This window comes from Rhodanobacter aciditrophus (genome assembly GCF_050026795.1).
GTDB lineage: Bacteria > Pseudomonadota > Gammaproteobacteria > Xanthomonadales > Rhodanobacteraceae > Rhodanobacter_A.
In genome coordinates this window covers 15,956-36,559 of record NZ_JALBWP010000007.1, presented here as the reverse complement: position 1 = coordinate 36,559, position 20,604 = coordinate 15,956, and the positions used below count along the sequence as shown (strand labels likewise).

The following is a 20,604-nucleotide window of genomic DNA, read 5'->3' as shown; positions in this document are numbered from 1 at the left end:
GGGCGCCGCGGGGCGCCCGTGCCGCGACCGCGCGAAGGGTTCACGCCACCTTGGGGAAATCCAGCGTGGTGTCGTTGATGCGGTTGACCATGTTGGTGAACAGGATCGCGCTGACCACCAGCGGGATCTCCACCAGCTGGCGGTCGCTGAAGCCCGCGGCCCGGAGCCCGTCGACCGCGGCGGCGTCCAGCGTGCCGCGCTGCTGCACCAGGTGCAGGGCGAACTTCACCAGCGCGTCGATGCGCGCATCCTCGGCGTACGCGCCGGCGCGCAGTGCGCGCGTCTGCTCCGCCGTGTAGCCGGCCAGCTTGCCGGTCAGGGTGTGCGCGGCCACGCAGTAGTCGCAGCCGGTCGCCTCGCTCACGGCGAGGTTGATCGCTTCCTGCTCGCGCTTTGACAAGGAACTCTTCGCCAGCGTGGCGCCGGTGCCGAGCACGTGGGCGAGCACGGCCGGCGCATTGCTGCCGATGGTGGCGTAGAGGTTCGGCAGCTTGCCGATGCTGCGCTTGACGGTGTCGAACAGCTCGGCGGTCTCCTGGTCGACCTGGTCGTGGGCGAGGGTGTGCAGGCGGGTCATGGCGTTGGCTCCTGTGGAAGAAAGGGCCGGCGTTGCCGTGGGCAGCGGCCGGTGGTGACAATGCTGCGCGTCGCGCCCCTGCCCCCGTGTTCCGCGCGTCTCGACTTTGGTTTCGTTCGTCTCGAGGTGACCCATGGACAGTTTGAGTGCGCTGGTGGCCTCGATGGGCCTGCGCGGGCGGCTGGACCTGCTGTGCCGCTTCGCGGGCACCTGGTCGGCGCCGCAACCGCAGGCGCCGCCGGGCCAGGTGCCGTACCACGTGGTGCTCGCCGGCGCGGGCCTGCTGGAAGTGGGCCGCGAGCGGCGCCCGTTCGTGGCGGGCGACCTGGTGCTGTTTCCCCGCGGCGCCGCGCACACCATGCGCCATGCCGACGGCGCCACGTTGACGTTTGCCGAGACGCAGCGCCCGCTGGGCCGGGTGATCGAGGTGGCGAGCGAAGCGCCGCACAGCGATTTCGACGTGCTCTGCGGCACCTTCGAGCTGGGCCAGCACCACGCGCTGCTGCTGCAGGCGCTGCCCGACGTGGTGCACCTGCACACGCAGGGCCGCGACGACTACGCCGGCCTGCAGGCGCTGATGCGCAGCATGCGCCACGAGAGCCTGCAGGCCTCGCCCGGCGGCGACGCGGTGATCGCGCACCTGTCCGCCGCGCTGTTCACCCTGGTGGTGCGCACCCTGATGGACGAAGGCAGCCTGCAACAGGGCCTGCTCGCCCTGCTGACGGATGCGCGCGTGGCGCCCGCGCTGGCCGCGGTAATCGCCGCGCCGGCCGAGCCGTGGACGCTGGAGCGGCTGGCCGGGGTCAGCCGCATGTCGCGCGCCAGCTTCGCGCGGCACTTTGCCGGGCTGTCGCCGGCCACGCCAATGGACGTGGTCACCGCGCTGCGCATGGACCTGGCCGCGCGCCTGCTGCGCGAGACGCCGCGCTCGATCGAGGCTATCGGCGAGGCTTGCGGCTACACCGCGCGCGCCGCGTTCGGGCAGGCGTTCAAGCGCGTGCACGGCACCAGCCCCGCGGCCTACCGTCGCCAGGCGGGCGAGGCAGCCCCCGCGGCCAAGGCGTAGCCGGCGCCAGCGGCAGCGGCAGCGGCCGGACAAGGCAAGCGCACCTGCAAGCGGCCACGCCCCGGGTCGGCGTTCCGTTTTCCGGGGCGCATGCCACGGCTGGTCAGGCCCGGGGCTTCCTGCTCCAACCGCGAGCCCTGGGAGCTCGCCCGCAAGGCCTTTTGTTCCGGGCGCGAGGCTAGGAATCCCGCACGCAGGGCTTATTACTCCGCGTGCAAGGCTCGGGGCTCTGCGCGCAAGGCTTTGGGCTCCGGGCGCAAGGCTCGGGAGCCTGGCGCGCGAGGCTTTTTGCCCCAGGCGCAAGGCCCGGAGCCCTGCACGCAAAGCCTTTTGCTCCACGCGCAAGGCTCGGGAGCCTCGCGCGCAAGGCTTTTTGCTCCGCGCGCAAGGCTCGGAGCATTGCGCGCGGGACTTTTTGCTCTGTGCGCAAGGCTCGGAGCCTTGCACGCGAGGCTTTTTGCCTTGCCGGCGGAATGCCGAGCGCTGCGCGTGACGTTGTTCGAGGGCAAGGCGGGAGCCGGGAACGGGATGCGGCGACGGCCGGCCGCGGTTATTCCTCACTCGTGTCGAACCGGGATGCGCCCGTTCGTCGTGGGGACAGGGGCAGCCACGGGGCTGCGCAACCCCGGGAGAGGCCATGAGCAGATACCTCATCTACTTCAACCAGGCGTGGGTCGGCGAGCACAGCGAGGCGTGGTTCGCCGCGCGCGGCCCGCTGGCGCGCGCGGTCGTGGAAGAGATGAAGGCGGCCGGCGTCTACGTGTTCGCCGGCGGGCTGGAGGAAGACCCGGAGGATGCCTTCAGCGCGGACGCCACCCGCGGCACGCTGACGTTCACCGACGGGCCGTATGTGCCCAACCCCCAGTTCCTCGGCGGATTCACCGTGATCGACGTGGCCGACGAACAGGCGGCCAGGCACTGGGCCGGCAAAGTGGCCGGAGCCTGCGGCTGGCCGCAGGAGGTTCGGCGGTTCAAGCGGTAGCGCGGATGGGGATGGAGGCGCCGTCCAGAACAGGGTCGGATTCAGTTACCGCAGGCAACCAAGTGAATCCGACTCCGTTTTTGCTGGTAACTAAGTGAACTTGACCCCAATTTGCCCGCGGTCTTCGAGGTTTACGCCCCTGTCCCACGAACGATACCGCCAAGGCAGCACATCTTCGAGGTGAGTGACGAGCGGTGTTGGCATTGGCCCATTGGGCAGCGTTGCAAGAAATGCCTTGACCCGCACATCCAAACCCTGCGGCATGAAAAGCCACGGGGTAAGCGGCCATGTGGCAGGGATTCCCGAGTCTCGTTCAAGAGCAAGCCGGAGCGGCTGCCAGTGTGTGTCCCAGCCCTTAAGACGCCTCAACAAGCTCGTGGGCGGATGAGCGTAGGTTATTTCGCACAGGTATGCAGCCTGCCGCTTGATACTCACCGCAACGGCATCACAGTACCAGTGTGGCCCGCTGGTGTCCGGGTTTGCTCCCGGATTGAGTTGAATGCAGCACTGCGTGTTGATAAAAAGCGATCGATCCGCCCGCAGATACTCGATGACCACACTCTCGAAGTTGTTCACACGGGTTCCCTCCTCCAACAACAACGCGCGTTCGGACACGACGACTTCCCCGCCATGGTGGAAGCGAAGATCCAACGGTTCACCGGCATCCGACCGGTTCATCACCCCCGCCCCAAGTAAGCAGACTCCGGACAAAGCAGCCACGGCAGTCTCACGGAATAATTGAACCTGACCCCGTTCTTGCTTTCTCCAACAATGGCTGGACGCAGGCATCTCGCCCGACGACCTGCAGCGCCTGCGCAAGTACGCCAACCAGGAACGCGCCCTTGGCGATGACCGCTTCCAGCACATGGTGGAAACCACGCTCGGACGCCCTGCCGCCTGCCGCACCCGCGGGCGGCCCCGGCTAGCCAGCCTTCGCGAGCCGATTTAATTACCCACATCCCCTTTAGCTGCTGGGGAGCGCCGGACCATCAGCCCTCGTCTTCTTTTGCCGGCTCTTCGGCATCTTGCGTGCTTGCCTCGGATCTCCTCGGGTATGCCCACGAAACGACCAGTGGAGCAAGCTTGACGAGAAACAGGCCCACCACGAAGTAACCCACGCCCTGATTGACCATCGCCATGGGCGAAATGGATCGCAGGCTGTCCAGCCCTTTCACCAGGTTGAAGGCATACACGAACGACGATGCGCTCTGCACCACCATCCACACACCGATAACCCGCACCGCCGCTCCAAACCACGCTCTCGGATGCATCGCTGAAGCCCTCCTTCGCCAAGGCTACTCACCGGAAATATCCATTCTTCGCTTAATTGTCCTCGGCACATTTTCCTTACATAGACCTCTCAAGCTCCTCTCCAGGCGCCGATCTCTCAAAACTCGCCAAGTCGAGGATTGCGCGCCTGATCGACCTGTAATCTGTCGCAGGGACATCCACATACCTCTCGCCCTGGTTAGATTCAGCTTGAAAAAGGCCTTGCGGTGCGTTTGAGGTAGCCATTAGATCCACATAGCACCCGTAGTCAATCGCATATACGTTGTACCGAACACCCGGAGTGTCGTTACTCGATACGCCTTTTTTAATGACATGCAAAACCCGAGCATCATACAGATAATCGATCAACGAGCTCTTACTGTCAGATGGCAGCAAGAAAGCTCTGGCTCGACGTGCACCAATAACCTCCTCACGAATCCATTGTAAGAGCCGAGTAGCTCGCGGCCTAGCCGAAATTGCATTTTCCTTTGACTGCTGGTACCACTGCCTAGCGGCCAGCCTAATGTCAGCAACAGAAATAGATCTATCAACCGCACTCTGCGCCGCCAGCGACACGATATTTATGGCGTCACGTGGCACACCCTCAGCCGCTCGAACCAGTTCCTGCAGAGCGTTTATTTGGGTAAATGTATTAGACGAGAATTCGTTTTCTGACAGCCGTCGCAATTCAGAATCTTCTGGAACAGAAGAGGTAACATGCTTCCATAACAAAGATCTAAAGAAGTTAGTTGCAGCGGTCGCATTATTGTCAAACACCATAAAATCATCTAACGTAAGGCTCGCAGCAGCGTCAGCACCAACCTCAATACCAATGTAACTTGACTCATCCAGAGTCAGACGAAAATTAGTTCTTTGCTCAATTGCTGCTATTTTCGCCACGATTCCGTGAACAGGAAACACTGTTCTACGTAGAAGGTCCGCCAAATACGGCTGAAGATCCAGGGGTATCTCGCTCCACTCGTCCAACAGGAGCCAAACCTTTCTATGCCCCAGTATCGAAGCCAACTCCCTGAGGGCATGAGCAACCGACCCAAAGTGAACTCTATGCCGGAGCAGCCCGCTAACCTGCCTTGTTTGCGCTCGCCCGTCGTTTATTCCATGCTTAGTAGACAGGTTCAAGTTCATCTGAGGCATTTTCGACAAGCCTGCAGCGATTCCGCCACCTGTTTCACTTGTCACTGTGGTGCTTGTATTTTGCGACTCAACTACCTCACCGACTACTCTGACCTCAACAATTGAATCACGGAAAGCATCTAGCTTCGGCTGCAGCGAAGCCAAATTGATACTCTCATTTTCGATTGCTCGCTCCAGTACGCCATCATGGAGCGCCCACAAGAGATCTGCTAGCAACCTTGTAGCCCGCTCTGAAATCGGCAAGCTTGGATCGCTATAGATGCCACCAGTCGAGCCTAGTGTGCGAAGATCAATTTGAACAGGCAGATGCCCTTCATCGATCGCATCTGCAAAGAGCTTAGAAAGGACGTGCGTCTTACCTGTCCCTCGACGCCCGTACACAACCTGATGGTCGTTGGTAGTTAGCGACGCCAATAACGATCCAACATCCACAAAGGAGGCGACAAGTTGCGCACTGCTTGCCCGCTCTGCGCGCTTGGAGAGACCTAGTAGAACCCTGTTTATTTGCTTCATTCCCTTCCCTTCAGCAAGCGCGCAGGCTTCATAAGTCACTCCTGCATAATCCAAAAAGAAAAACGCCTCGCTCTACCTAATTAGATGCCTCAGATCATCGGTAACTTCAACCCCTGCTCCCGCGCACACTCCACCGCAACCTCATACCCCGCATCCGCATGCCGCATCACCCCGGTGCCCGGATCGTTCCACAGCACCCGCGCAATCCGCTTGTCCGCCTCGGCGCTGCCGTCGCACACGATCACCACGCCGGCGTGCTGGCTGTAGCCCATGCCCACGCCGCCGCCGTGATGCAGCGACACCCACGTCGCCCCACCGGCCACGTTGAGCATCGCGTTGAGCAGCGGCCAGTCGGACACGGCGTCGCTGCCGTCCTTCATCGCCTCGGTCTCCCGGTTCGGTGACGCCACCGACCCCGAGTCGAGGTGGTCGCGCCCGATCACCACCGGCGCCTTCAGCTCGCCCTTGCGCACCATCTCGTTGAACGCCAGCCCCAGCTTGTGGCGCTGGCCCAGGCCCACCCAGCAGATGCGCGCGGGCAGGCCCTGGAAGCTGATGCGGCTCTTGGCCATGTCCAGCCAGTTGTGCAGGTGGGCGTCGTCGGGGATCAGCTCCTTCACCTTCTGGTCGGTCTTGTAGATGTCCTCCGGGTCGCCGCTGAGCGCGACCCAGCGGAACGGGCCCACGCCGCGGCAGAACAGCGGACGCACGTAGGCGGGCACGAAGCCGGGGAAGGCGAAGGCGTTGGCGCAGCCTTCGTCCTTGGCCATCTGGCGGATGTTGTTGCCGTAGTCGAAGGTGGGGATGCCCTGCGCGTGGAAGGCGAGCATGGCCTCCACGTGCTTTTTCATCGACTGCTTGGCGGCCTTGGCGGTGCCGGCCGGGTCGCTCTTGCGGCGCTCGAACCACTGCTCCACGGTCCAGCCGCTGGGCAGGTAGCCGTTGACCGGGTCGTGCGCGCTGGTCTGGTCGGTCACGGCGTCGGGCTTCACGCCGCGGCGCACGAGTTCGGGCAGCACGTCGGCGGCGTTGCCGAGCAGCGCGATGGATTTCGCTTCGCCGGCTTCCGTGTACTTCTTGATGCGCGCCAGCGCGTCGTCGAGGTCGCTGGCCTGCTCGTCCACGTAGCGGGTCTTGAGGCGGAAGTCGATGCGGCTCTGCTGGCACTCGATGTTGAGGCTGCATGCGCCGGCGAGGCTGGCGGCCAGCGGCTGCGCGCCGCCCATGCCGCCGAGACCGGCCGTCAAGATCCACTTGCCCTTGAGGCTGCCGCCGTAGCTCTGCCGGCCCATCTCCACGAAGGTTTCGTAGGTGCCTTGCACGATGCCCTGCGAGCCGATGTAGATCCACGAGCCGGCCGTCATCTGGCCGTACATCATCAGGCCCTTCTTGTCGAGCTCGTTGAAGTGCTCCCAGGTGGCCCAGTGCGGCACCAGGTTGGAGTTGGCGATCAGCACGCGCGGCGCGTCCTTGTGGGTGGGGAACACGCCCACCGGCTTGCCGGACTGCACCAGCAGGGTTTCGTCGTCGCCCAGCTCGCGCAGGCTGCGCAGGATGGCGTCGAAGCACTCCCAGTTGCGCGCGGCGCGGCCGATGCCGCCGTACACCACCAGCTCGGCCGGGTTCTCCGCCACCTCGGGGTCGAGGTTGTTCTGCAGCATGCGGAACGGCGCCTCGGTGAGCCAACTCTTGCAGCTCAGCTCGGTGCCGCGCGGCGCGCGGATGGTGCGGGTGGTGTCGATGCGGGTGGGAGCGTTCATGGCGATCTCGCGAAAGCGGAGAAAGCCCGATTGTGGCGAGCGCTTCCCCGCGTGGAAAGTGGCGGTGCCGCATGGCGGCGGAAAAACCTGCGGCGGGCAAAGCCGTAAGCTTGGCGGTGCATCGCCCTCCGGAGACCGCCATGACGCTGGATCGACGCGACTTCCTCAAGTTCGCCGGGCTGGGCGCGCTGGCCGCCGGTGCCGGCGCGCGGGCCACGCCGCAGGCTGACACGGCGTCGGCGGCGGCGCTCCCGCTGACCGGCCGCGCCGACCACACGCTGCGCATCGCGCGCAGCCTGGTGGAGCTGGCGCCGGACCACATCGTCTCCACCGTCGCGTACAACGGCAGCGTGCCCGGCCCGCTGCTGCGTTTCACGGAAGGCCAGCGCGTGACGGTGGACGTGCACAACGACACCGACCTGCCGGAACAGCTGCACTGGCACGGCCAAACCGTGCCGGTGGACGTGGACGGTGCGGCGGAGGAAGGCACGCCTTACATCCCGCCGCACGGCATGCGCCGGCTGAGCTTCGTGCCGGGACCGGCGGGCCTGCGCTTCTACCACACGCACGTGGTGGCGGGTTCCGACCTCACGCGTGGGCAGTACAGCGGCCAGGTAGGCCCGGTGTACATCGAGCCGCGCCGCGAGCCCGACGCGTACGACCGCGAGGTGTTCCTCACGCTGAAGGAGTTCGATCCGTTCTTCAGCCAGGGCGGCGACATGGCGATGGATTTCCTGCGCCCGGACGCGGCGGACCCGGCGCTGAAGGCGCGCGGCGAACGCGCGATGCAGGCCTCGCTGGCGCGCGGCGACAAGCGCGGCTACGAGGTGGGCTACCAGGCGTTCGCGATCAACGGCCGCATGCTGGGCCACGGCGAGCCGATCCGCGTGAAGGCGGGCGAGCGCGTGCTGTTCCACGTGATCAACGGCAGCGCCACCGAGATCCGCAGCCTCGCCCTGCCCGGCCACACGTTCACCGTGCTGGCGCTGGACGGCAACCCGGTGCCACACCCGGCCGAGGTGCCGGTGCTGTGGCTGGGCACCGCCGAGCGCATCAGTGCGGTGGTGGAGATGCGCCGCCCCGGCGTGTGGGTGCTGGGCGACCTCGCCGACGACGACCGCGCGCGCGGCATGGGCGTCGTGGTGGAGTACGCCGGCCAGCGCGGCGCGCCGCACTGGGAGGCGCCGCCGCCGTTCGGCTGGGACTACCGCCGCTTTGCGCAGCCCGGCGCGCAAGCGCCGCCGCCGGACGAGACTATCGAGATGACGTTCGCGAAGCAGAACGCGGCGGACGGCGGCTTCAACCGCTGGACGATCAACGGCCAGGCGTTCGACATGCACGCGGGCACGCCGCGCTTCCGCCTCGCGCACGGCCGCCGCTACCGCCTGCGCATGCACAACGCCAGCGACGACATCCACCCGATGCACCTGCACCGCCACACGTTCGAGATCGCCAGCCTCGCCGGCCGGCCCACTGCGGGCGTGCGCAAGGACGTGGCGATGCTGGGCGGCTACCAGACGATGGAAGTGGACTTCACCGCCGACCAGTTGGGCCTGTCGCTGTTCCACTGCCACATGCAGCTGCACATGGATTTCGGCTTCATGGCCTTGTTCGAGTGCGCATGAGTACATCCGCGACGCGCGGCCGTGCGGGCGAAGTGGCCGCCGCGTTCCTGTGGCTGGGGCTCACCTCGTTCGGCGGGCCGGTGGCGCACCTGGGCTATTTCCGCCGCGCGTTCGTCGAGCGGCGGCGCTGGCTGGACGAGGAGCACTTCGGCCAGCTGCTGGCGCTGTGCCAGTTCCTGCCGGGGCCGGCGAGCAGCCAGCTGGGCTTTTCCATCGGCCTGCTGCGCGCAGGCTGGCTGGGCGGGCTGGCCGCGTTCGTGGGCTTCACCCTGCCCTCGGCGCTGCTGCTGTTCGGCTTCGCGCTGGTCAGCCGCGCACTGGAAGGGCACTGGGGCAACGCACTGGTGCATGGCCTGAAGCTGGTGGCGGTGGCGGTGGTGCTGCACGGCGTGCTGGGCATGGCGCGCACGCTCGCGCCGGACTGGACGCGGCGCGCGATGGCGCTGGGGGCGGCGCTGCTGGTGCTGGCGAGCGGCGCGCCGTGGATGCAGCTGGCGCTGGTGGCCGGCGGTGCGCTGGCCGGGTGGTGGCTGTGCCGCGGCGTGACGGCGCGCACGGGCGGGATGTTCGCGCTGACGTGGGGACGGCGCAGCGGCGCGGTGCTGATCGCGCTGTTCCTGCTCGGGCTCGGCGCGGCGTTCCTGCCCGGCGTGCCGCCGCTGGGCCAGGTGGCGGCGGCGTTCTACCGCGCGGGCGCGCTGGTGTTCGGCGGCGGCCACGTGGTGCTGCCGCTGCTGAAGGCCTCGGTGGTCGACCCCGGCTGGCTGGACAACAACACGTTCCTCGCCGGCTACGGCGCCGCGCAGGCGGTGCCGGGGCCGATGTTCACGCTGGCGTCGTTCCTCGGCGCGCGGCTGCCGGACGGCATGGGCGGCGCGCCGGGTGCCACGGTGGCGGTGCTGGCGATCTTCGCGCCGGGCCTGCTGCTGGTGGCCGGCGCGCTGCCGTTCTGGCGCGCGCTGGCGCAGCGCACCGGCGCGGCGCGTGCGCTGGCCGGTGTGAACGCGGTGGTGGTCGGCCTGCTGGCCGCCGCGTTCGTGAACCCGGTGGCGACGAGCGCGCTCCACGCGCCACTGGACGTGCTGGTCGCCGCGGTCGGCGCGCTGATGCTGCTCGCGCGCTGGCCCGCACTGGCGGTGGTGGCGTGGTGCGTGGCGGCGACGCTGGCGCGGGCGCATTTCGCGCAGGGCATGTAACCGCGCGCCGCATCGGGGCGAAGGACGCTGCAGCGCCTGTCCGCGGGCGCTGCCCACTCCCTCCCCGAGCGGAAGCCCCCATGCCTGATCTCCACCTGTCCACCGTTTCGCCTGCCCGCCGCGTCGGCGCGTGGGCGCTGATCATTGCGGCCGTTGCCGGCTGCGCACTCGCGTTCGGCTACGTCGGCGGCTGGCTGGCGCCGCAGCGGCTGACGCCAAAGCGCCTCATCGACCAGTTCCAGGCGAATGCCGGCGTGCATCCCGGCTTCCGGCGCAACCACGCCAAGGGCGTGTGCGTCGCGGGCCATTTCCAGAGCAGCGGCGGGGCCGCGGCGTACTCGGTGGCGCAGGTGTTCGCGCCGGGCCAGCGCACGCCGGTGGTGGGCCGCTTCGCGATCCCCGGCAGCAACCCGTATGCACCGGACTCCAGCGTGCCGATCCGCAGCATGGCGCTGCGCTTCGCGCTGGCGAACGGCCAGCAGTGGCGCACCGGCATGAACAGCATGCCGGTGTTTCCGGTGGCCACGCCGCAGGCGTTCTTCGCGCAGCTGCAGGCAGGCCAGCCCGACCCGGCCACCGGCAAGCCGGACCCGGCGAAGCTGGCGGCGTTCTTCGCGGCACATCCGGAGACCGCCGCGTTCCGCGCGTGGGCGAAGACCGCGAAGCCCTCGGCGAGCTTCGCCACGGAGAGCTACTGGAGCCTCGACGCGTTCGAGTTCGTGGATGCCAGGGGCGTGCAGCACGCGGTGCGCTGGCGCATGGCGCCGGAGTCGACGGACGACGGCGCCGCCGCGCCGGCGCACGATCCTGACTATCTCGCCGCCGACCTGCGCCAGCGCCTGGCCCGCGGCCCGCTGCGCTGGAAGCTGCTGGTGACGCTGGCGAATCCGGGCGACCCCACGGACGACGCCACCAAGGTCTGGCCGGCCGACCGCACGACCGTCGACGCCGGCACGCTGGTGGTCGAGAGCGAGCAGCCGCAGGCGAGCGGCCCGTGCCGCGACATCAACTACGACCCCACGGTGCTGCCGGACGGCATCGCCATCTCCGACGACCCGCTGCTGCCCGCGCGCTCGGCCGCCTACGCCGATTCCTACCTGCGCCGCACCAGCGAGGAAGCGCACCTGCCGGGCACCGCCCGCCCCGATGGAAAGGCACAGCCGGAGGCGCGGCCATGAAGAAGACCACCGGCCTGTTTGCCCTGCCCGCCCGCATCCTGCACTGGCTGATGGCGGCGATGATCCTGGCGATGCTGTTCATCGGCGTCGGCATGGTCGCGTCGGTGTCCGAACGCCACGCGTGGCTGCTCGCGATCCACAAGCCGCTCGGCATCGCGATCCTGCTGCTGGCGGTGGTACGCCTCGCCGTGCGCCTGCGCCACCCGCCACCGCCGTTGCCGGCGGACCTGCCCGCCGTGCAGAAGCTGGCCGCGCATGCCTCGCACTGGCTGCTCTATGCGCTGATGATCGCGATGCCGCTGGTCGGCTGGGCGATGCTGTCGGCGGGCGGCTACCCGGTGATGCTCAGCGACTCGCTGCGCTTGCCCGCGATCTTCCCGGCCAGCACAACCGCGTTCGCGATCCTGCGCCACCTGCACACCTGGCTCGCGATGCTGCTGTTCCTCACGTTCCTCGCGCATCTCGGCGCGGCGCTGTACCACGGGTTGATCCGGCGCGACGGCGTGCTGGCGAGCATGCTTGCGGGAAAGCGAAGGCCGTGACGCCGCCGGCGACGCGGGCGACGGTGTGCGCCACCGCGCGCAACCCGCAACGACGGGAGTCTCAGTGGCAGGCCTGCGGCGGCTGCAGCTTCGCGCGGAACAGCACGTCGTAGGCCAGCGTGCCCATCACGGCGTAGCCGCGGTCGTTCGGATGCAGGCCCGCGTCGCCCGCGCAGACGGTGGCCATGCCGGCCGGCAGCGGGGACTGCTGCGCGACCAGCGGCGGCGGCGTGTACGTGCCGGCCACGGCGCGCGAGAAATCGACCACGCCGTCGAAGGCGCCCGCATGGCGTATCCAGTGGTTGAACTGCAGCCGCACCGCTTCCCGCTGCGGGCTATACCAGCCCGGGAACCCCGCGAATGGCGTGACTGTGCCGGCATAGATGCGCAGGTGATGCTGGTGGGCGACGTCGGCCAGCATGCGCATGGCGGCGATGAGGTCGCCCGCCGACGCACCGTTGGGATAGCCGGCGGCATCGATGCCGCGGTTGATGTCGTTCGCGCCGAACAGCACGACCACGTCGGTGACGCCGGGGCGGTCGACCACGTCGCGCAGGAAGCGCTTGAGGCCGGAGGTGCCTGCGGCGGGCCCGCCGATCTGGTCGGTGGTGAGTTCATCCGCGCTGATGCCGGCATTCACCACCGCCGCCGCGTCGCCGTTGCGCTGGGCAAGGCCGGCCAGCACGGCGGGCCAGGTGGTGCCGGGCGCGCTGGCGTAGGCGCCGTCGGTGATCGAATCGCCGAACGCGACGATGCCGCGCGTGCCCGCCGGCGCCTCGACCTCGACGCCTTCGAGCAGGTAGATGTGGTCGCCCGGCAGCGACTTCGCCACCGGCAAGTGCGCCAGCGACGCGGCCTGCGTGGCGTCGCCGTCGACCGCATACGTGGTGTGCGCGTGTTCCATCGGATGGAAGTCGGCGAGCTGCACCGAGCCGGCGAAGTACAGGCTGACGACCACGTTCGACAGCGCCGGCACGTGCAGGTCGACCGGATCGCTGACCGCTTCGTGGCCAGGTGCGATGGTGATCGAGCGCTTGCCGCCGTCGAAGCTCAGCCGCCGGTCGCTGCCGGGCGCAATCGCCGACAGGTCATCGGCCCGGTCCGCACCTAGCGCGATGCGCGCGGCGCTCACGGTAAGCAGCGCGAGGCCGTAGTAGTTCGACAGGCGGATGCGCACGCGCGCACCGCCGGCGCTGACGTTCACGCCCTGGCGAAGGGTGAAGTGATTTGCCGTTGGCGCACGCTCGGCCGGCTGTCCGTAGGCATCCAGCACCGGCTTGCCGTCGCGGCCAGCGACGCGCTCGTACTGCGAAGTCATCGCCTGGCCCCAGCTGGCGACCCACTTCTGCATCGTCGGCTTGGAGGGGGCCGCGCAAGCCGGTAGCAGCAGGCACCCCGACAGCAGCGCGACGAGTGTGATGGCGAACCGCATGCGAGCGTTGCGACGTGCGTGTGTCATGCATGCATCCCTGGGGACGGCAGGATCGCCATTGCGGATCGTTCGGCAATCCGCATCCGGCTGTCAACGCGGCGGGGTGGTCGGCAGCAATCCCGCCGCCATGCTGATCCGAGGCGCTCTGCCCTGGCCACAGCATCCTTCCCGCGCCGATTGACGGGCATCGGACGGCGGCGGAGACTTCCGGGCCGGGGAGTCCGGGCATGGCCATCGCGCGTCATCGCGGGGGAGGCTGCCATGCTTGCGAAAGAATCGATGTACCGTTTCACGATCGCCACCACCTTGCTGCTCGCCGTGGGCGGGCTGCAGGCCGCCGACAGGAAGGCGCCGACGGACGCCGAACTGATCGCCAGCGCGATGCGCGCGGCGCCGGCGAGCATCGCGAGACACGCCACGGTCGTCGTACCGGCCGCGGACGGCACGATGCGCACGCTGCGCAAGGGCACGAACGCGTTCACCTGCATGCCGGACAACCCGGCCACGCCGGGGCCGGACCCGATGTGCGCGGACAAGAACGCGTGGGCATGGCTCGGGGCGTACATGGCGCACCAGCCGCCACCGTCCGGGCTCGGCATCGCGTACATGCTGCAGGGCGGCGTCGACGCGAGCAACACCGACCCGTTCGCCGCGAAGCCCGCGGCGGGCCAGCGCTGGATCCGCACGGGGCCGCACCTGATGATCTTCGGCGCGGACGCCGCGTTCTACGGCGCGTATCCGAAGAGCGCGACGCCGGATACCTCGGTGCCGTACGTGATGTGGGCCGACACGCCGTACCAGCACCTGATGACGCCCGTGCACTGAGCCGCCGCGGGCCGGGCGGGGCGCGCCATGGATGTCCGAAAACGGCGAGTCGCCATGACCCGCCGGTGCTAGCCTGCGGGCATGAACGATCTCCATGCCGCTCCCCTGCCCGACCTGCGCACCTGCGAACAGGCGCGACTCAGCCGCGACGCGCGCTTCGACGGGCTGTTCTTCACCGCCGTGCGCAGCACCGGCATCTATTGCCGGCCGGTGTGCCCCGCACCGTCGCCGAAGCGCGAGAACATCCGCTATTACGCGAGCGCGGCGGCGGCGGAAGCGGCGGGCTTCCGGCCCTGCCTGCGCTGCCGCCCGGAACTGTCGCCGGGCAACGACGTGTGGCAGCGCGGCGACCACGTGGTGGCGCGCGCGCTGAAGCTGATCGAGCATGGCGCGCTGGAGGAAGGCTCGCTGGAGCAGCTCGCCGCGCGCGTCGGCCTCGGCGCGCGGCAACTGCGCCGACTGTTCGTGGAGCGGCTCGGCGCGCCGCCGCTGAGCGTGCACACGACGCGGCGCCTGCTGTTCGCGAAGCAGCTGCTGACCGAGACGGCGCTGCCGGTGACGGAGGTCGCGCTCGCGTCCGGCTTCCGCAGCCTGCGCCGCTTCAACGCCGCGTTCGCGCAGGCGAACCGCATCGCGCCGCGCGAGCTGCGCCGCCAGCCGCGCGCCGCGGCGACGGAAGGCGCGCTGGTGCTGCGGCTCGCGTATCGGCCGCCGTTCGATTTCGCGTCGCTGCTCGCGTTCCTCGGCGGCCGCGCGCTGCCGGGCATCGAGCAGGTGGACGACGCGGGCTACGCACGCGTGTTCGGCCCCGTCGATGCGCCGGGCTGGCTGCGCGTCTCCGCATGGCCGGGCGGCGAGCCGGCACTGAAGCTGGAGCTGCATTGCCCGCAACCGGCGCGGATGCTGGACGTGGTGGCGCGCGTGCGCCGCCTGTTCGACCTCGACGCGGACCCGCGCGCGATCGCCGACGCGCTGCGCGGTGAGGCCACGCTGCGCCCGTTGCTGCGCAAGCGCCCCGGCCTGCGCCTGCCGGGAAGCTGGGACGGCTTCGAGATCGCGGTGCGCGCGATCCTCGGCCAGCAGGTGAGCGTCGCCGCGGCGCGCACGCTGGCGACGCGCCTCGTGCAGCGTCACGGCGCGCTGCTGCCGCAGGCGCCACTGCCGGGGCTGGACCGGCTGTTCCCGACGCCCGCGGCGCTGGCGGACGCGGACCTGCGCGAGCTCGGCGTGACCACGGCGCGCGCGGCGACGATCCGCGGCATGGCGCGCGCGCTGCTGGACGGCCGCGTGGACTTCCGCGCGGAGCAGCCGCTGGACGAGTTCGTGGCACGCTGGGTCGCGCTGCCCGGCATCGGCGAATGGACCGCGCACTACATGGCGATGCGCGCGCTGAGCCATCCCGACGCGTTTCCCGCGGCGGACCTGATCCTGCGCCGTGCCGCCGCCGGCGGCGGCGAGGCGCTCGGCACGAAGGCGCTGACCGCACTGGCCGAGACATGGCGGCCGTGGCGCGCGTATGCGGTGATCCACCTGTGGCGCGCCAGCGCCGACGCCGCGCCCGCGCCGCGCGCGAAGCGCAAGGGAGCCAGCGCATGAGCGCGCCGGAAACGATCTGGTACGACGAACTGCCCACGCCGATCGGCCGGCTGCGCCTGGTTGCGGACGCGCAGGGCCTGCGCGAGGTGTGGTTCGAGAGCGGGCGCCACCAGAAGGCGCCGGCGCCGCACTGGGTGCGCGATGCCGCGAAGCTCGCGTTCGCGCGCGAGCAGCTGGAGGAATACTTCGCCGGCGCGCGGCAGGCGTTCGCGCTGCCGCTGCACCCGCTCGGCACGCCGTTCCAGCTCGCCGTGTGGCAGGAACTGGCGCGCATCCCCTACGGCGCCACGATCAGCTATGGCGAACTCGCGCGGCGCATCGGCCAGCCGCAGGCGGTGCGCGCGGTGGGCGCCGCGAACGGCCGCAACCCGCTGCCGATCGTGCTGCCCTGCCACCGCGTGATCGGCGCGGACGGCAGCCTCACCGGCTTCGGCGGCGGCCTGCCGACGAAGCGCCACCTGCTGTCGATGGAACAGCGCGTCGCGCACGGCGACCTGTTCGCCGCGCCCTGACCCCGGCGGGCGCGCCGCAAAGCGGGCTTCCGACAGGCCATGCCGGATGGCCTATAGCCGCGCCTGGTCATCGATGTATACAGTGTATACATGACGAAGCCGGACACCGCCACGAAGATCCTTCGCGCAGCGCACCGCCTGTTCGACCGCGAGGGCGCAGACGCAGTGACGATGCGGCGGGTGGCCGAGCAGGTCGGCATTACGCCGATGGCGATCTATCGCCATTTCCCGAATCGCGAGGCGCTGCTGAAGCGGCTTTCCGACGACAGCTTCAACAGCACCGCGCGCACGTGGCTGGAAAACGCAGATGACGCGGACATCCTGAAGCGGCTGTACCGGACGCAGGAAAACTACCTCGACTACGCGCTGGAACATCCGCACCTGTTCGACCACGCGTTTTCGGTGCGCCGCGAGGATGCGCGCCGCTTTCCGGAGGATTTCCGCCGCCGGCAGTCCCCCACGCTGAACGTGGTGGCGGACACACTCGCCGAAGGCATGCGCCTGGGGCTGCTGCGGCAGGACGATCCCTGGGCCGTGGCGATGACGTTCTGGGCCCATGCGCATGGGCTGATCGCGCTGTATCGCGCGGGCCGCTTCAGCTACGGCGAGGCCCGGTTCCGCAAGTTCTACGCCGAATCGCTGGGGAGGCTGATCGATGGAATCAAGGCTTGATCGCACGCAGGCGGTGGTGATGGCGGCGGCGCTGGTGCTGACCGCCGCAGCCTGGTGGTTCGGCAGCGGCCTGCACCCGTGGTGGTGGCTGGCCTGGCTGGCGCCGCTGCCCGTGCTGTGGCTGGCCCCGCGCGTGCCCGCACGCTGGGCCGCGCTGGCGGCGTTCCTCGCCTTTGCCGCCGGCGGGATGAACCTGTGGGATTTCCTGCATGGGGTGATCGGCCTTCCGCTGCCGGTCGACATCTGCATGATCGCGGCGCCCGCGCTGGCGTTCGCGCTGTGCGCCCTGCTCTACCGGCGCCTGCTCCGCGCGGGCCGTGTGTTGCCGGCAGTACTGGCCGTGCCCGCGCTGTGGGTCGCCATCGAGTACCTCGAAAACCTGGGCTCGCCACACGGCACCTGGGGCAGCATCGCCTACAGCCAGATGGACGCGCTGCCGGTCGTCCAGGTCGCCGCCGTCACCGGCCTCTGGGGCGTCAGCTTTCTCGTGCTGCTGCTGCCGGCCACGCTCGCCGCGCGGCTGACGCCCACGGCGCCGCGGCGCGGGCGCACCTTGGCGGCGGGCATCACGCTGCTGCTGGTCGCGGCCGCCTACGGCTATGGCATCTGGCGCCTCGCGGCACCCGCCACCGGCAGCCTGCGGATCGGCCTGGTGTCGCTGGAGAAGCCGATCCGGCAGGCGCTGGACAGCGCGGACGGGCAGGCGCTGGAAACACGCTACGTCGCGGCGATCCGGCGCCTCGTCGCCGCCGGCGCCCGGGCGGTCGTGATCCCCGAGACCTCGTTCGCCACGACGGCGGCCAGCGTGCCGGCCTTTGCCGCGCTGGCGCGGCAGGACGGCCCGATCCTGGACATCGGCATCGACGGCAAGGGCGACCCGCACGCCGAGCGCAACATGGTGATGGCGTTCCAGCCCGGCGGCGCCGCGCCCGCCGTGTACGCCAAGCACCACCTGATCCCCGGCTTCGAACACCAGTACACGCCCGGCACGCGCTACACGATGCTCGACGGCAGCCCGCGCATCGGGCTGGCGATCTGCAAGGACATGGACTTCCACGACATCGGCCGAAACTATGCGGCGCTCGGCGCGCAGCTGCTGCTGGTGCCCGCCTGGGACTTCGGCGTCGACGGCTGGCTGCACAGCCGCGTGGCGATCATGCGCGGCGTGGAAAACGGCTTCGCGATCGCCCGCGCCGCGCGCACCGGCCGCCTCACGCTCAGCGACGACCGCGGCCGCGTGCTGGCCGAAGCGTCCAGCGAAACGCAGGACGCCGAACTGGTGGGCGACCTGCCCCTGCGCCAGACCCGGACGCCTTACGCGCGCTGGGGCGACTGGTTCGCGTGGCTGGATCTGGCGCTGCTCGCTGTGCTGCTGTCCATCGCCTGGCGCGCGACCCGCCGGCCCGCCGACTGACCCGGCACCGGCCGGGCTGCCGGCGAGGGATCAGTGACCCTGCGGCTTCTTCGGCGCGGTGGTCGTCGCGGCGGCGGGCTGTTGCGACGGCAACGCGGAGGCGTCGCGGTACTGGTTCACGAGGTCCTGCTGGCGGGCGTTCTCGCGCTCCTGCTGCGCGCGGTCGGCCTGCTCCTGCTGGCGGCGCGCGGCGGAGCCCTGCACGAGCGGCTGCTGCGCCATGTTCGCCACGTTCTGGCGCTGCTGTTCCTGCTGCTGGCTCTTCTGCAGCTGGTCGCTGACCTGCTGCTGCTGCACGGTCTGCTGGAACCGCGTGGCGGCCGGCGGCGTCTGCGCGGCTGCCGTGCCGGCCAGCGCGAGCAGTCCCGCCAGCAGCCAATGCGACGAATGGCGCGGCGTTCTGTCACCACGGGTGCGTGCGACGGTCATGGCATCTGGGCGATCATGGAAGGACATCCGCATCGTATGGGCTCCTGCATGAAATTCCTGTTTCGCCTGCTGCTGGCTTCGCTGGCGGCATTCAGCGCCGGTTGCGCCACGCAGCCGCCCGCGGCACCGGCCGCCGGCACGCGCGCGGCCGCCGCGAGCAGCGCGCAACCCGCGCCGCTGCTGCTGGTTTCGATCGATGCATTCCGCGCGGACTACCTCGACCGCGGCCTCACGCCCACGCTGGCGATGCTGGCGAAGACCGGGGTGCAGGCCGATGCGATGCAACCCTCGTTTCCCTCGCTGACCTTCCCGAACCACTACACCCTGGTCACCGGCCTGTATCCGGACCACCACGGCATCGTCAACAACACGATGTTCGACCCGCAGCTCGGCAAGTTCTCGCTGGGCAACCGCGCGGCGGTGGGCGACGGCCGCTGGTGGGCCGAGGGCACGCCGATCTGGGAGACCGCCGACGCGCACGGCCTGCGCACCGCCACCATGTTCTGGCCCGGCAGCGAGGCCGACATCCACGGCCGGCACCCGGATTACTGGCAGCCCTACGACGGCAAGGTGACGCCCGACCAGCGCGTGGACCAGGTGCTGGCGTGGCTGGACCTGCCACCCGGGCAGCGGCCGCGCTTCCTCACCCTGTACTTCGACCAGGTCGACCATGCCGGGCACGAGCATGGCCCGGATTCGCCCGGGGTGGACCAGGCGCTGCGCGACACCGACGCGGCGCTGGCGCGGCTGGTGGCCGGGCTGAAACGGCGCGGCCTGTTCGACCGCATCAACCTGATCGTGCTCGCCGACCACGGCATGGCGAGCGTGCCGCTGGCGCACAGTGTGCTGATCGAGCGGCTGATCCCGCTGGACGACGTGCGCACCGTCAGCTTCGGCATCGTTGCCGGTTTCAACCCGAAACCCGGCCACGACTTCGCCGCGATCGAGCGCAGGATGGAGCAGCCGCAGCGGCACATGCGCTGCTGGGACAAGACGCGCATCCCCGCCCGCTTCCACTACGGCAGCAACCCGCGCGTGCCGCAACTGGTGTGCCTCGCCGACACCGGCTGGCGCATCACCACCGCCCGGCACCTGGCCACGCACAAGGGCCACATCAGCCTCGGCGAACACGGCTACGACAACGCCGACCCGCGCATGCGGGCGCTGTTCGTGGCGCACGGCCCGGCGTTCCGCGCGGGCGCGCGCGTTCCCGAGTTCCCGAACGTGGACGTCTATCCGCTGATGACCCACCTGCTCGGCATCCCCGCCGCCGCGAACGACGGCGACTACGATGCGGTAAAGGGCATGCTGAAGCCGGCCGCGCAATAAGCACCCGCAGGAGCGCACCCTGTGCGCGATGGTTTTGGCTTCGATCGAACGCCACAGCATTCGCGCACAGGGTGCGCTCCTGCCGGAAGCCGATGCCGCTGACCCATCACCCCTTGCTCATCACCGTAGGTGGCGTAGCCGCGCTCACTGCAGATAGTTGCAGACCTCGATCAGGTTGCGGTCCGGGTCGCGGAAGTACACCGACGAAACCGGCCCGCGCGCCCCGGTACGCGGTACCGGCCCCTCCAGCACCTCGACGCCGTTCGCCTGCAGGTGCGCAATCACCGCGGCGAGCGGCGTGGCGCTGACGAAACACAGGTCAGCCGACCCCGGCGTGGGCCGCTCGGCCTTCGGCTCGAACTCGCGTCGGTATGGATGCAGGTTGATCTTCTGCGCACCGAAGGCCAGCGCCTTGCGGCCGTTGCCGAACGTCACCACCTGCATGCCGAGCACCCGCTCGTAGAACGCGCAGCTGGCGTCGACGTCGGCGACGGTCAACACCAGGTGATCCAGCGAATCGATCTTCATGGCA

20 protein-coding genes are annotated in these 20,604 nt (G+C 69.2%); 12 read left to right on the top strand and 8 right to left on the bottom strand.

The window, feature by feature from the left end; genetic code table 11:
* Positions 1-40: 40 nt before the first annotated feature.
* A complete protein-coding gene (locus ACQGNW_RS00675) occupies positions 41-577 on the bottom strand; it encodes a carboxymuconolactone decarboxylase family protein (protein ID WP_426661140.1) in 537 nt (178 codons plus the stop codon).
* Positions 578-710: 133 nt separating this feature from the next.
* On the opposite strand from ACQGNW_RS00675, the gene ACQGNW_RS00670 reads away from it, so the two are divergent.
* Both ACQGNW_RS00670 and ACQGNW_RS00665 read left to right on the top strand, forming a co-directional pair.
* Entirely contained in the window at positions 711-1,643 is a 933-nt protein-coding gene (locus ACQGNW_RS00670) for an AraC family transcriptional regulator (RefSeq protein ID WP_426661139.1), read from the top strand.
* Between the two features lie 637 nt (positions 1,644-2,280).
* Complete coding sequence (locus ACQGNW_RS00665) at positions 2,281-2,625, top strand: YciI family protein (RefSeq protein ID WP_426661138.1); 345 nt, start codon at positions 2,281-2,283, stop codon at positions 2,623-2,625.
* Between the two features lie 90 nt (positions 2,626-2,715).
* Here ACQGNW_RS00665 and ACQGNW_RS00660 read toward each other — a convergent pair whose 3' ends face one another.
* From ACQGNW_RS00660 to hutU, 4 genes are all read right to left on the bottom strand, one after another.
* Positions 2,716-3,303, bottom strand: coding sequence for a hypothetical protein (locus tag ACQGNW_RS00660; RefSeq protein ID WP_426661137.1), 588 nt, complete (start codon positions 3,301-3,303; stop codon positions 2,716-2,718).
* Positions 3,304-3,614: 311 nt separating this feature from the next.
* Complete coding sequence (locus tag ACQGNW_RS00655) at positions 3,615-3,896, bottom strand: hypothetical protein (RefSeq protein ID WP_426661136.1); 282 nt, start codon at positions 3,894-3,896, stop codon at positions 3,615-3,617.
* Positions 3,897-3,972: 76 nt separating this feature from the next.
* Positions 3,973-5,601: an ORC-CDC6 family AAA ATPase gene (locus ACQGNW_RS00650; RefSeq protein WP_426661135.1), complete on the bottom strand. Its 1,629-nt coding sequence runs from the start codon at positions 5,599-5,601 to the stop codon at positions 3,973-3,975.
* Between the two features lie 50 nt (positions 5,602-5,651).
* Complete coding sequence (hutU, locus tag ACQGNW_RS00645) at positions 5,652-7,322, bottom strand: urocanate hydratase (protein WP_426661134.1); 1,671 nt, start codon at positions 7,320-7,322, stop codon at positions 5,652-5,654.
* 140 nt (positions 7,323-7,462) lie between these two features.
* Between hutU and ACQGNW_RS00640 the strand changes: the two genes are divergently transcribed.
* From ACQGNW_RS00640 to ACQGNW_RS00625, 4 genes are all read left to right on the top strand, one after another.
* The gene (locus ACQGNW_RS00640) at positions 7,463-8,947 is read left to right on the top strand and encodes a multicopper oxidase family protein (protein ID WP_426661133.1); all 1,485 of its coding nucleotides are present in this window, start codon (positions 7,463-7,465) and stop codon (positions 8,945-8,947) included.
* Positions 8,944-10,143: a chromate efflux transporter gene (gene chrA / locus ACQGNW_RS00635; protein WP_426661132.1), complete on the top strand. Its 1,200-nt coding sequence runs from the start codon at positions 8,944-8,946 to the stop codon at positions 10,141-10,143. The genes ACQGNW_RS00640 and chrA overlap by 4 nt, the downstream gene beginning before the upstream one ends.
* Positions 10,144-10,223: 80 nt before the next feature.
* Complete coding sequence (locus ACQGNW_RS00630; RefSeq protein ID WP_426661131.1) at positions 10,224-11,321, top strand: catalase family peroxidase; 1,098 nt, start codon at positions 10,224-10,226, stop codon at positions 11,319-11,321.
* Positions 11,318-11,863 carry a cytochrome b gene (locus ACQGNW_RS00625; RefSeq protein WP_426661130.1) on the top strand — a complete coding sequence of 182 codons (546 nt, stop codon included), beginning with the start codon at positions 11,318-11,320 and terminating at the stop codon, positions 11,861-11,863. Before ACQGNW_RS00630 ends, ACQGNW_RS00625 begins: the two co-directional genes overlap by 4 nt.
* 61 nt (positions 11,864-11,924) lie before the next feature.
* Here the strand turns inward: ACQGNW_RS00625 and ACQGNW_RS00620 are convergent, their stop codons facing one another.
* Positions 11,925-13,295, bottom strand: coding sequence for a GDSL-type esterase/lipase family protein (locus ACQGNW_RS00620; protein WP_426661129.1), 1,371 nt, complete (start codon positions 13,293-13,295; stop codon positions 11,925-11,927).
* A gap of 261 nt (positions 13,296-13,556) precedes the next feature.
* Here ACQGNW_RS00620 and ACQGNW_RS00615 point away from each other — a divergent pair, with 261 nt between their 5' ends.
* The 5 genes from ACQGNW_RS00615 to ACQGNW_RS00595 all read left to right on the top strand — a co-directional run bounded on the left by ACQGNW_RS00615 (position 13,557) and on the right by ACQGNW_RS00595 (position 18,314).
* The gene (locus ACQGNW_RS00615; protein WP_426661128.1) at positions 13,557-14,120 is read left to right on the top strand and encodes a hypothetical protein; all 564 of its coding nucleotides are present in this window, start codon (positions 13,557-13,559) and stop codon (positions 14,118-14,120) included.
* Between the two features lie 81 nt (positions 14,121-14,201).
* The gene (locus tag ACQGNW_RS00610; protein ID WP_426661127.1) at positions 14,202-15,716 is read left to right on the top strand and encodes an AlkA N-terminal domain-containing protein; all 1,515 of its coding nucleotides are present in this window, start codon (positions 14,202-14,204) and stop codon (positions 15,714-15,716) included.
* Complete coding sequence (locus ACQGNW_RS00605; RefSeq protein ID WP_426661126.1) at positions 15,713-16,228, top strand: methylated-DNA--[protein]-cysteine S-methyltransferase; 516 nt, start codon at positions 15,713-15,715, stop codon at positions 16,226-16,228. Before ACQGNW_RS00610 ends, ACQGNW_RS00605 begins: the two co-directional genes overlap by 4 nt.
* A gap of 90 nt (positions 16,229-16,318) precedes the next feature.
* Positions 16,319-16,900: a TetR/AcrR family transcriptional regulator gene (locus tag ACQGNW_RS00600; RefSeq protein ID WP_426661125.1), complete on the top strand. Its 582-nt coding sequence runs from the start codon at positions 16,319-16,321 to the stop codon at positions 16,898-16,900.
* Positions 16,884-18,314: an apolipoprotein N-acyltransferase gene (locus tag ACQGNW_RS00595; protein WP_426661124.1), complete on the top strand. Its 1,431-nt coding sequence runs from the start codon at positions 16,884-16,886 to the stop codon at positions 18,312-18,314. Before ACQGNW_RS00600 ends, ACQGNW_RS00595 begins: the two co-directional genes overlap by 17 nt.
* 30 nt (positions 18,315-18,344) lie before the next feature.
* Here the strand turns inward: ACQGNW_RS00595 and ACQGNW_RS00590 are convergent, their stop codons facing one another.
* The gene (locus ACQGNW_RS00590; RefSeq protein ID WP_426661123.1) at positions 18,345-18,743 is read right to left on the bottom strand and encodes a hypothetical protein; all 399 of its coding nucleotides are present in this window, start codon (positions 18,741-18,743) and stop codon (positions 18,345-18,347) included.
* Between the two features lie 48 nt (positions 18,744-18,791).
* Here ACQGNW_RS00590 and ACQGNW_RS00585 point away from each other — a divergent pair, with 48 nt between their 5' ends.
* Positions 18,792-20,072, top strand: coding sequence for an alkaline phosphatase family protein (locus tag ACQGNW_RS00585; RefSeq protein ID WP_426661122.1), 1,281 nt, complete (start codon positions 18,792-18,794; stop codon positions 20,070-20,072).
* Between the two features lie 144 nt (positions 20,073-20,216).
* Here the strand turns inward: ACQGNW_RS00585 and ACQGNW_RS00580 are convergent, their stop codons facing one another.
* Entirely contained in the window at positions 20,217-20,600 is a 384-nt protein-coding gene (locus ACQGNW_RS00580) for a VOC family protein (protein ID WP_426661121.1), read from the bottom strand.
* Between the last annotated feature and the right edge of the window lie 4 nt (positions 20,601-20,604).

Excerpts from the sequence above, each read along its gene's own strand:
- ACQGNW_RS00585 (WP_426661122.1), top strand. The coding sequence starts at position 18,792 with ATGAAATTCCTGTTTCGCCTGCTGCTGGCTTCGCTGGCGGCATTCAGC.
- ACQGNW_RS00620 (WP_426661129.1), bottom strand. The coding sequence starts at position 13,295 with ATGCGGTTCGCCATCACACTCGTCGCGCTGCTGTCGGGGTGCCTGCTG.
- ACQGNW_RS00605 (WP_426661126.1), top strand. The coding sequence starts at position 15,713 with ATGAGCGCGCCGGAAACGATCTGGTACGACGAACTGCCCACGCCGATC.
- chrA (WP_426661132.1), top strand. The coding sequence starts at position 8,944 with ATGAGTACATCCGCGACGCGCGGCCGTGCGGGCGAAGTGGCCGCCGCG.
- ACQGNW_RS00660 (WP_426661137.1), bottom strand. The coding sequence starts at position 3,303 with ATGAACCGGTCGGATGCCGGTGAACCGTTGGATCTTCGCTTCCACCAT.
- ACQGNW_RS00665 (WP_426661138.1), top strand. The coding sequence starts at position 2,281 with ATGAGCAGATACCTCATCTACTTCAACCAGGCGTGGGTCGGCGAGCAC.
- ACQGNW_RS00610 (WP_426661127.1), top strand. The coding sequence starts at position 14,202 with ATGAACGATCTCCATGCCGCTCCCCTGCCCGACCTGCGCACCTGCGAA.
- ACQGNW_RS00600 (WP_426661125.1), top strand. The coding sequence starts at position 16,319 with ATGACGAAGCCGGACACCGCCACGAAGATCCTTCGCGCAGCGCACCGC.
- ACQGNW_RS00615 (WP_426661128.1), top strand. The coding sequence starts at position 13,557 with ATGCTTGCGAAAGAATCGATGTACCGTTTCACGATCGCCACCACCTTG.
- ACQGNW_RS00655 (WP_426661136.1), bottom strand. The coding sequence starts at position 3,896 with ATGCATCCGAGAGCGTGGTTTGGAGCGGCGGTGCGGGTTATCGGTGTG.
- ACQGNW_RS00630 (WP_426661131.1), top strand. The coding sequence starts at position 10,224 with ATGCCTGATCTCCACCTGTCCACCGTTTCGCCTGCCCGCCGCGTCGGC.
- ACQGNW_RS00590 (WP_426661123.1), bottom strand. The coding sequence starts at position 18,743 with ATGACCGTCGCACGCACCCGTGGTGACAGAACGCCGCGCCATTCGTCG.
- ACQGNW_RS00670 (WP_426661139.1), top strand. The coding sequence starts at position 711 with ATGGACAGTTTGAGTGCGCTGGTGGCCTCGATGGGCCTGCGCGGGCGG.
- ACQGNW_RS00580 (WP_426661121.1), bottom strand. The coding sequence starts at position 20,600 with ATGAAGATCGATTCGCTGGATCACCTGGTGTTGACCGTCGCCGACGTC.
- ACQGNW_RS00675 (WP_426661140.1), bottom strand. The coding sequence starts at position 577 with ATGACCCGCCTGCACACCCTCGCCCACGACCAGGTCGACCAGGAGACC.
- ACQGNW_RS00595 (WP_426661124.1), top strand. The coding sequence starts at position 16,884 with ATGGAATCAAGGCTTGATCGCACGCAGGCGGTGGTGATGGCGGCGGCG.
- hutU (WP_426661134.1), bottom strand. The coding sequence starts at position 7,322 with ATGAACGCTCCCACCCGCATCGACACCACCCGCACCATCCGCGCGCCG.
- ACQGNW_RS00625 (WP_426661130.1), top strand. The coding sequence starts at position 11,318 with ATGAAGAAGACCACCGGCCTGTTTGCCCTGCCCGCCCGCATCCTGCAC.
- ACQGNW_RS00640 (WP_426661133.1), top strand. The coding sequence starts at position 7,463 with ATGACGCTGGATCGACGCGACTTCCTCAAGTTCGCCGGGCTGGGCGCG.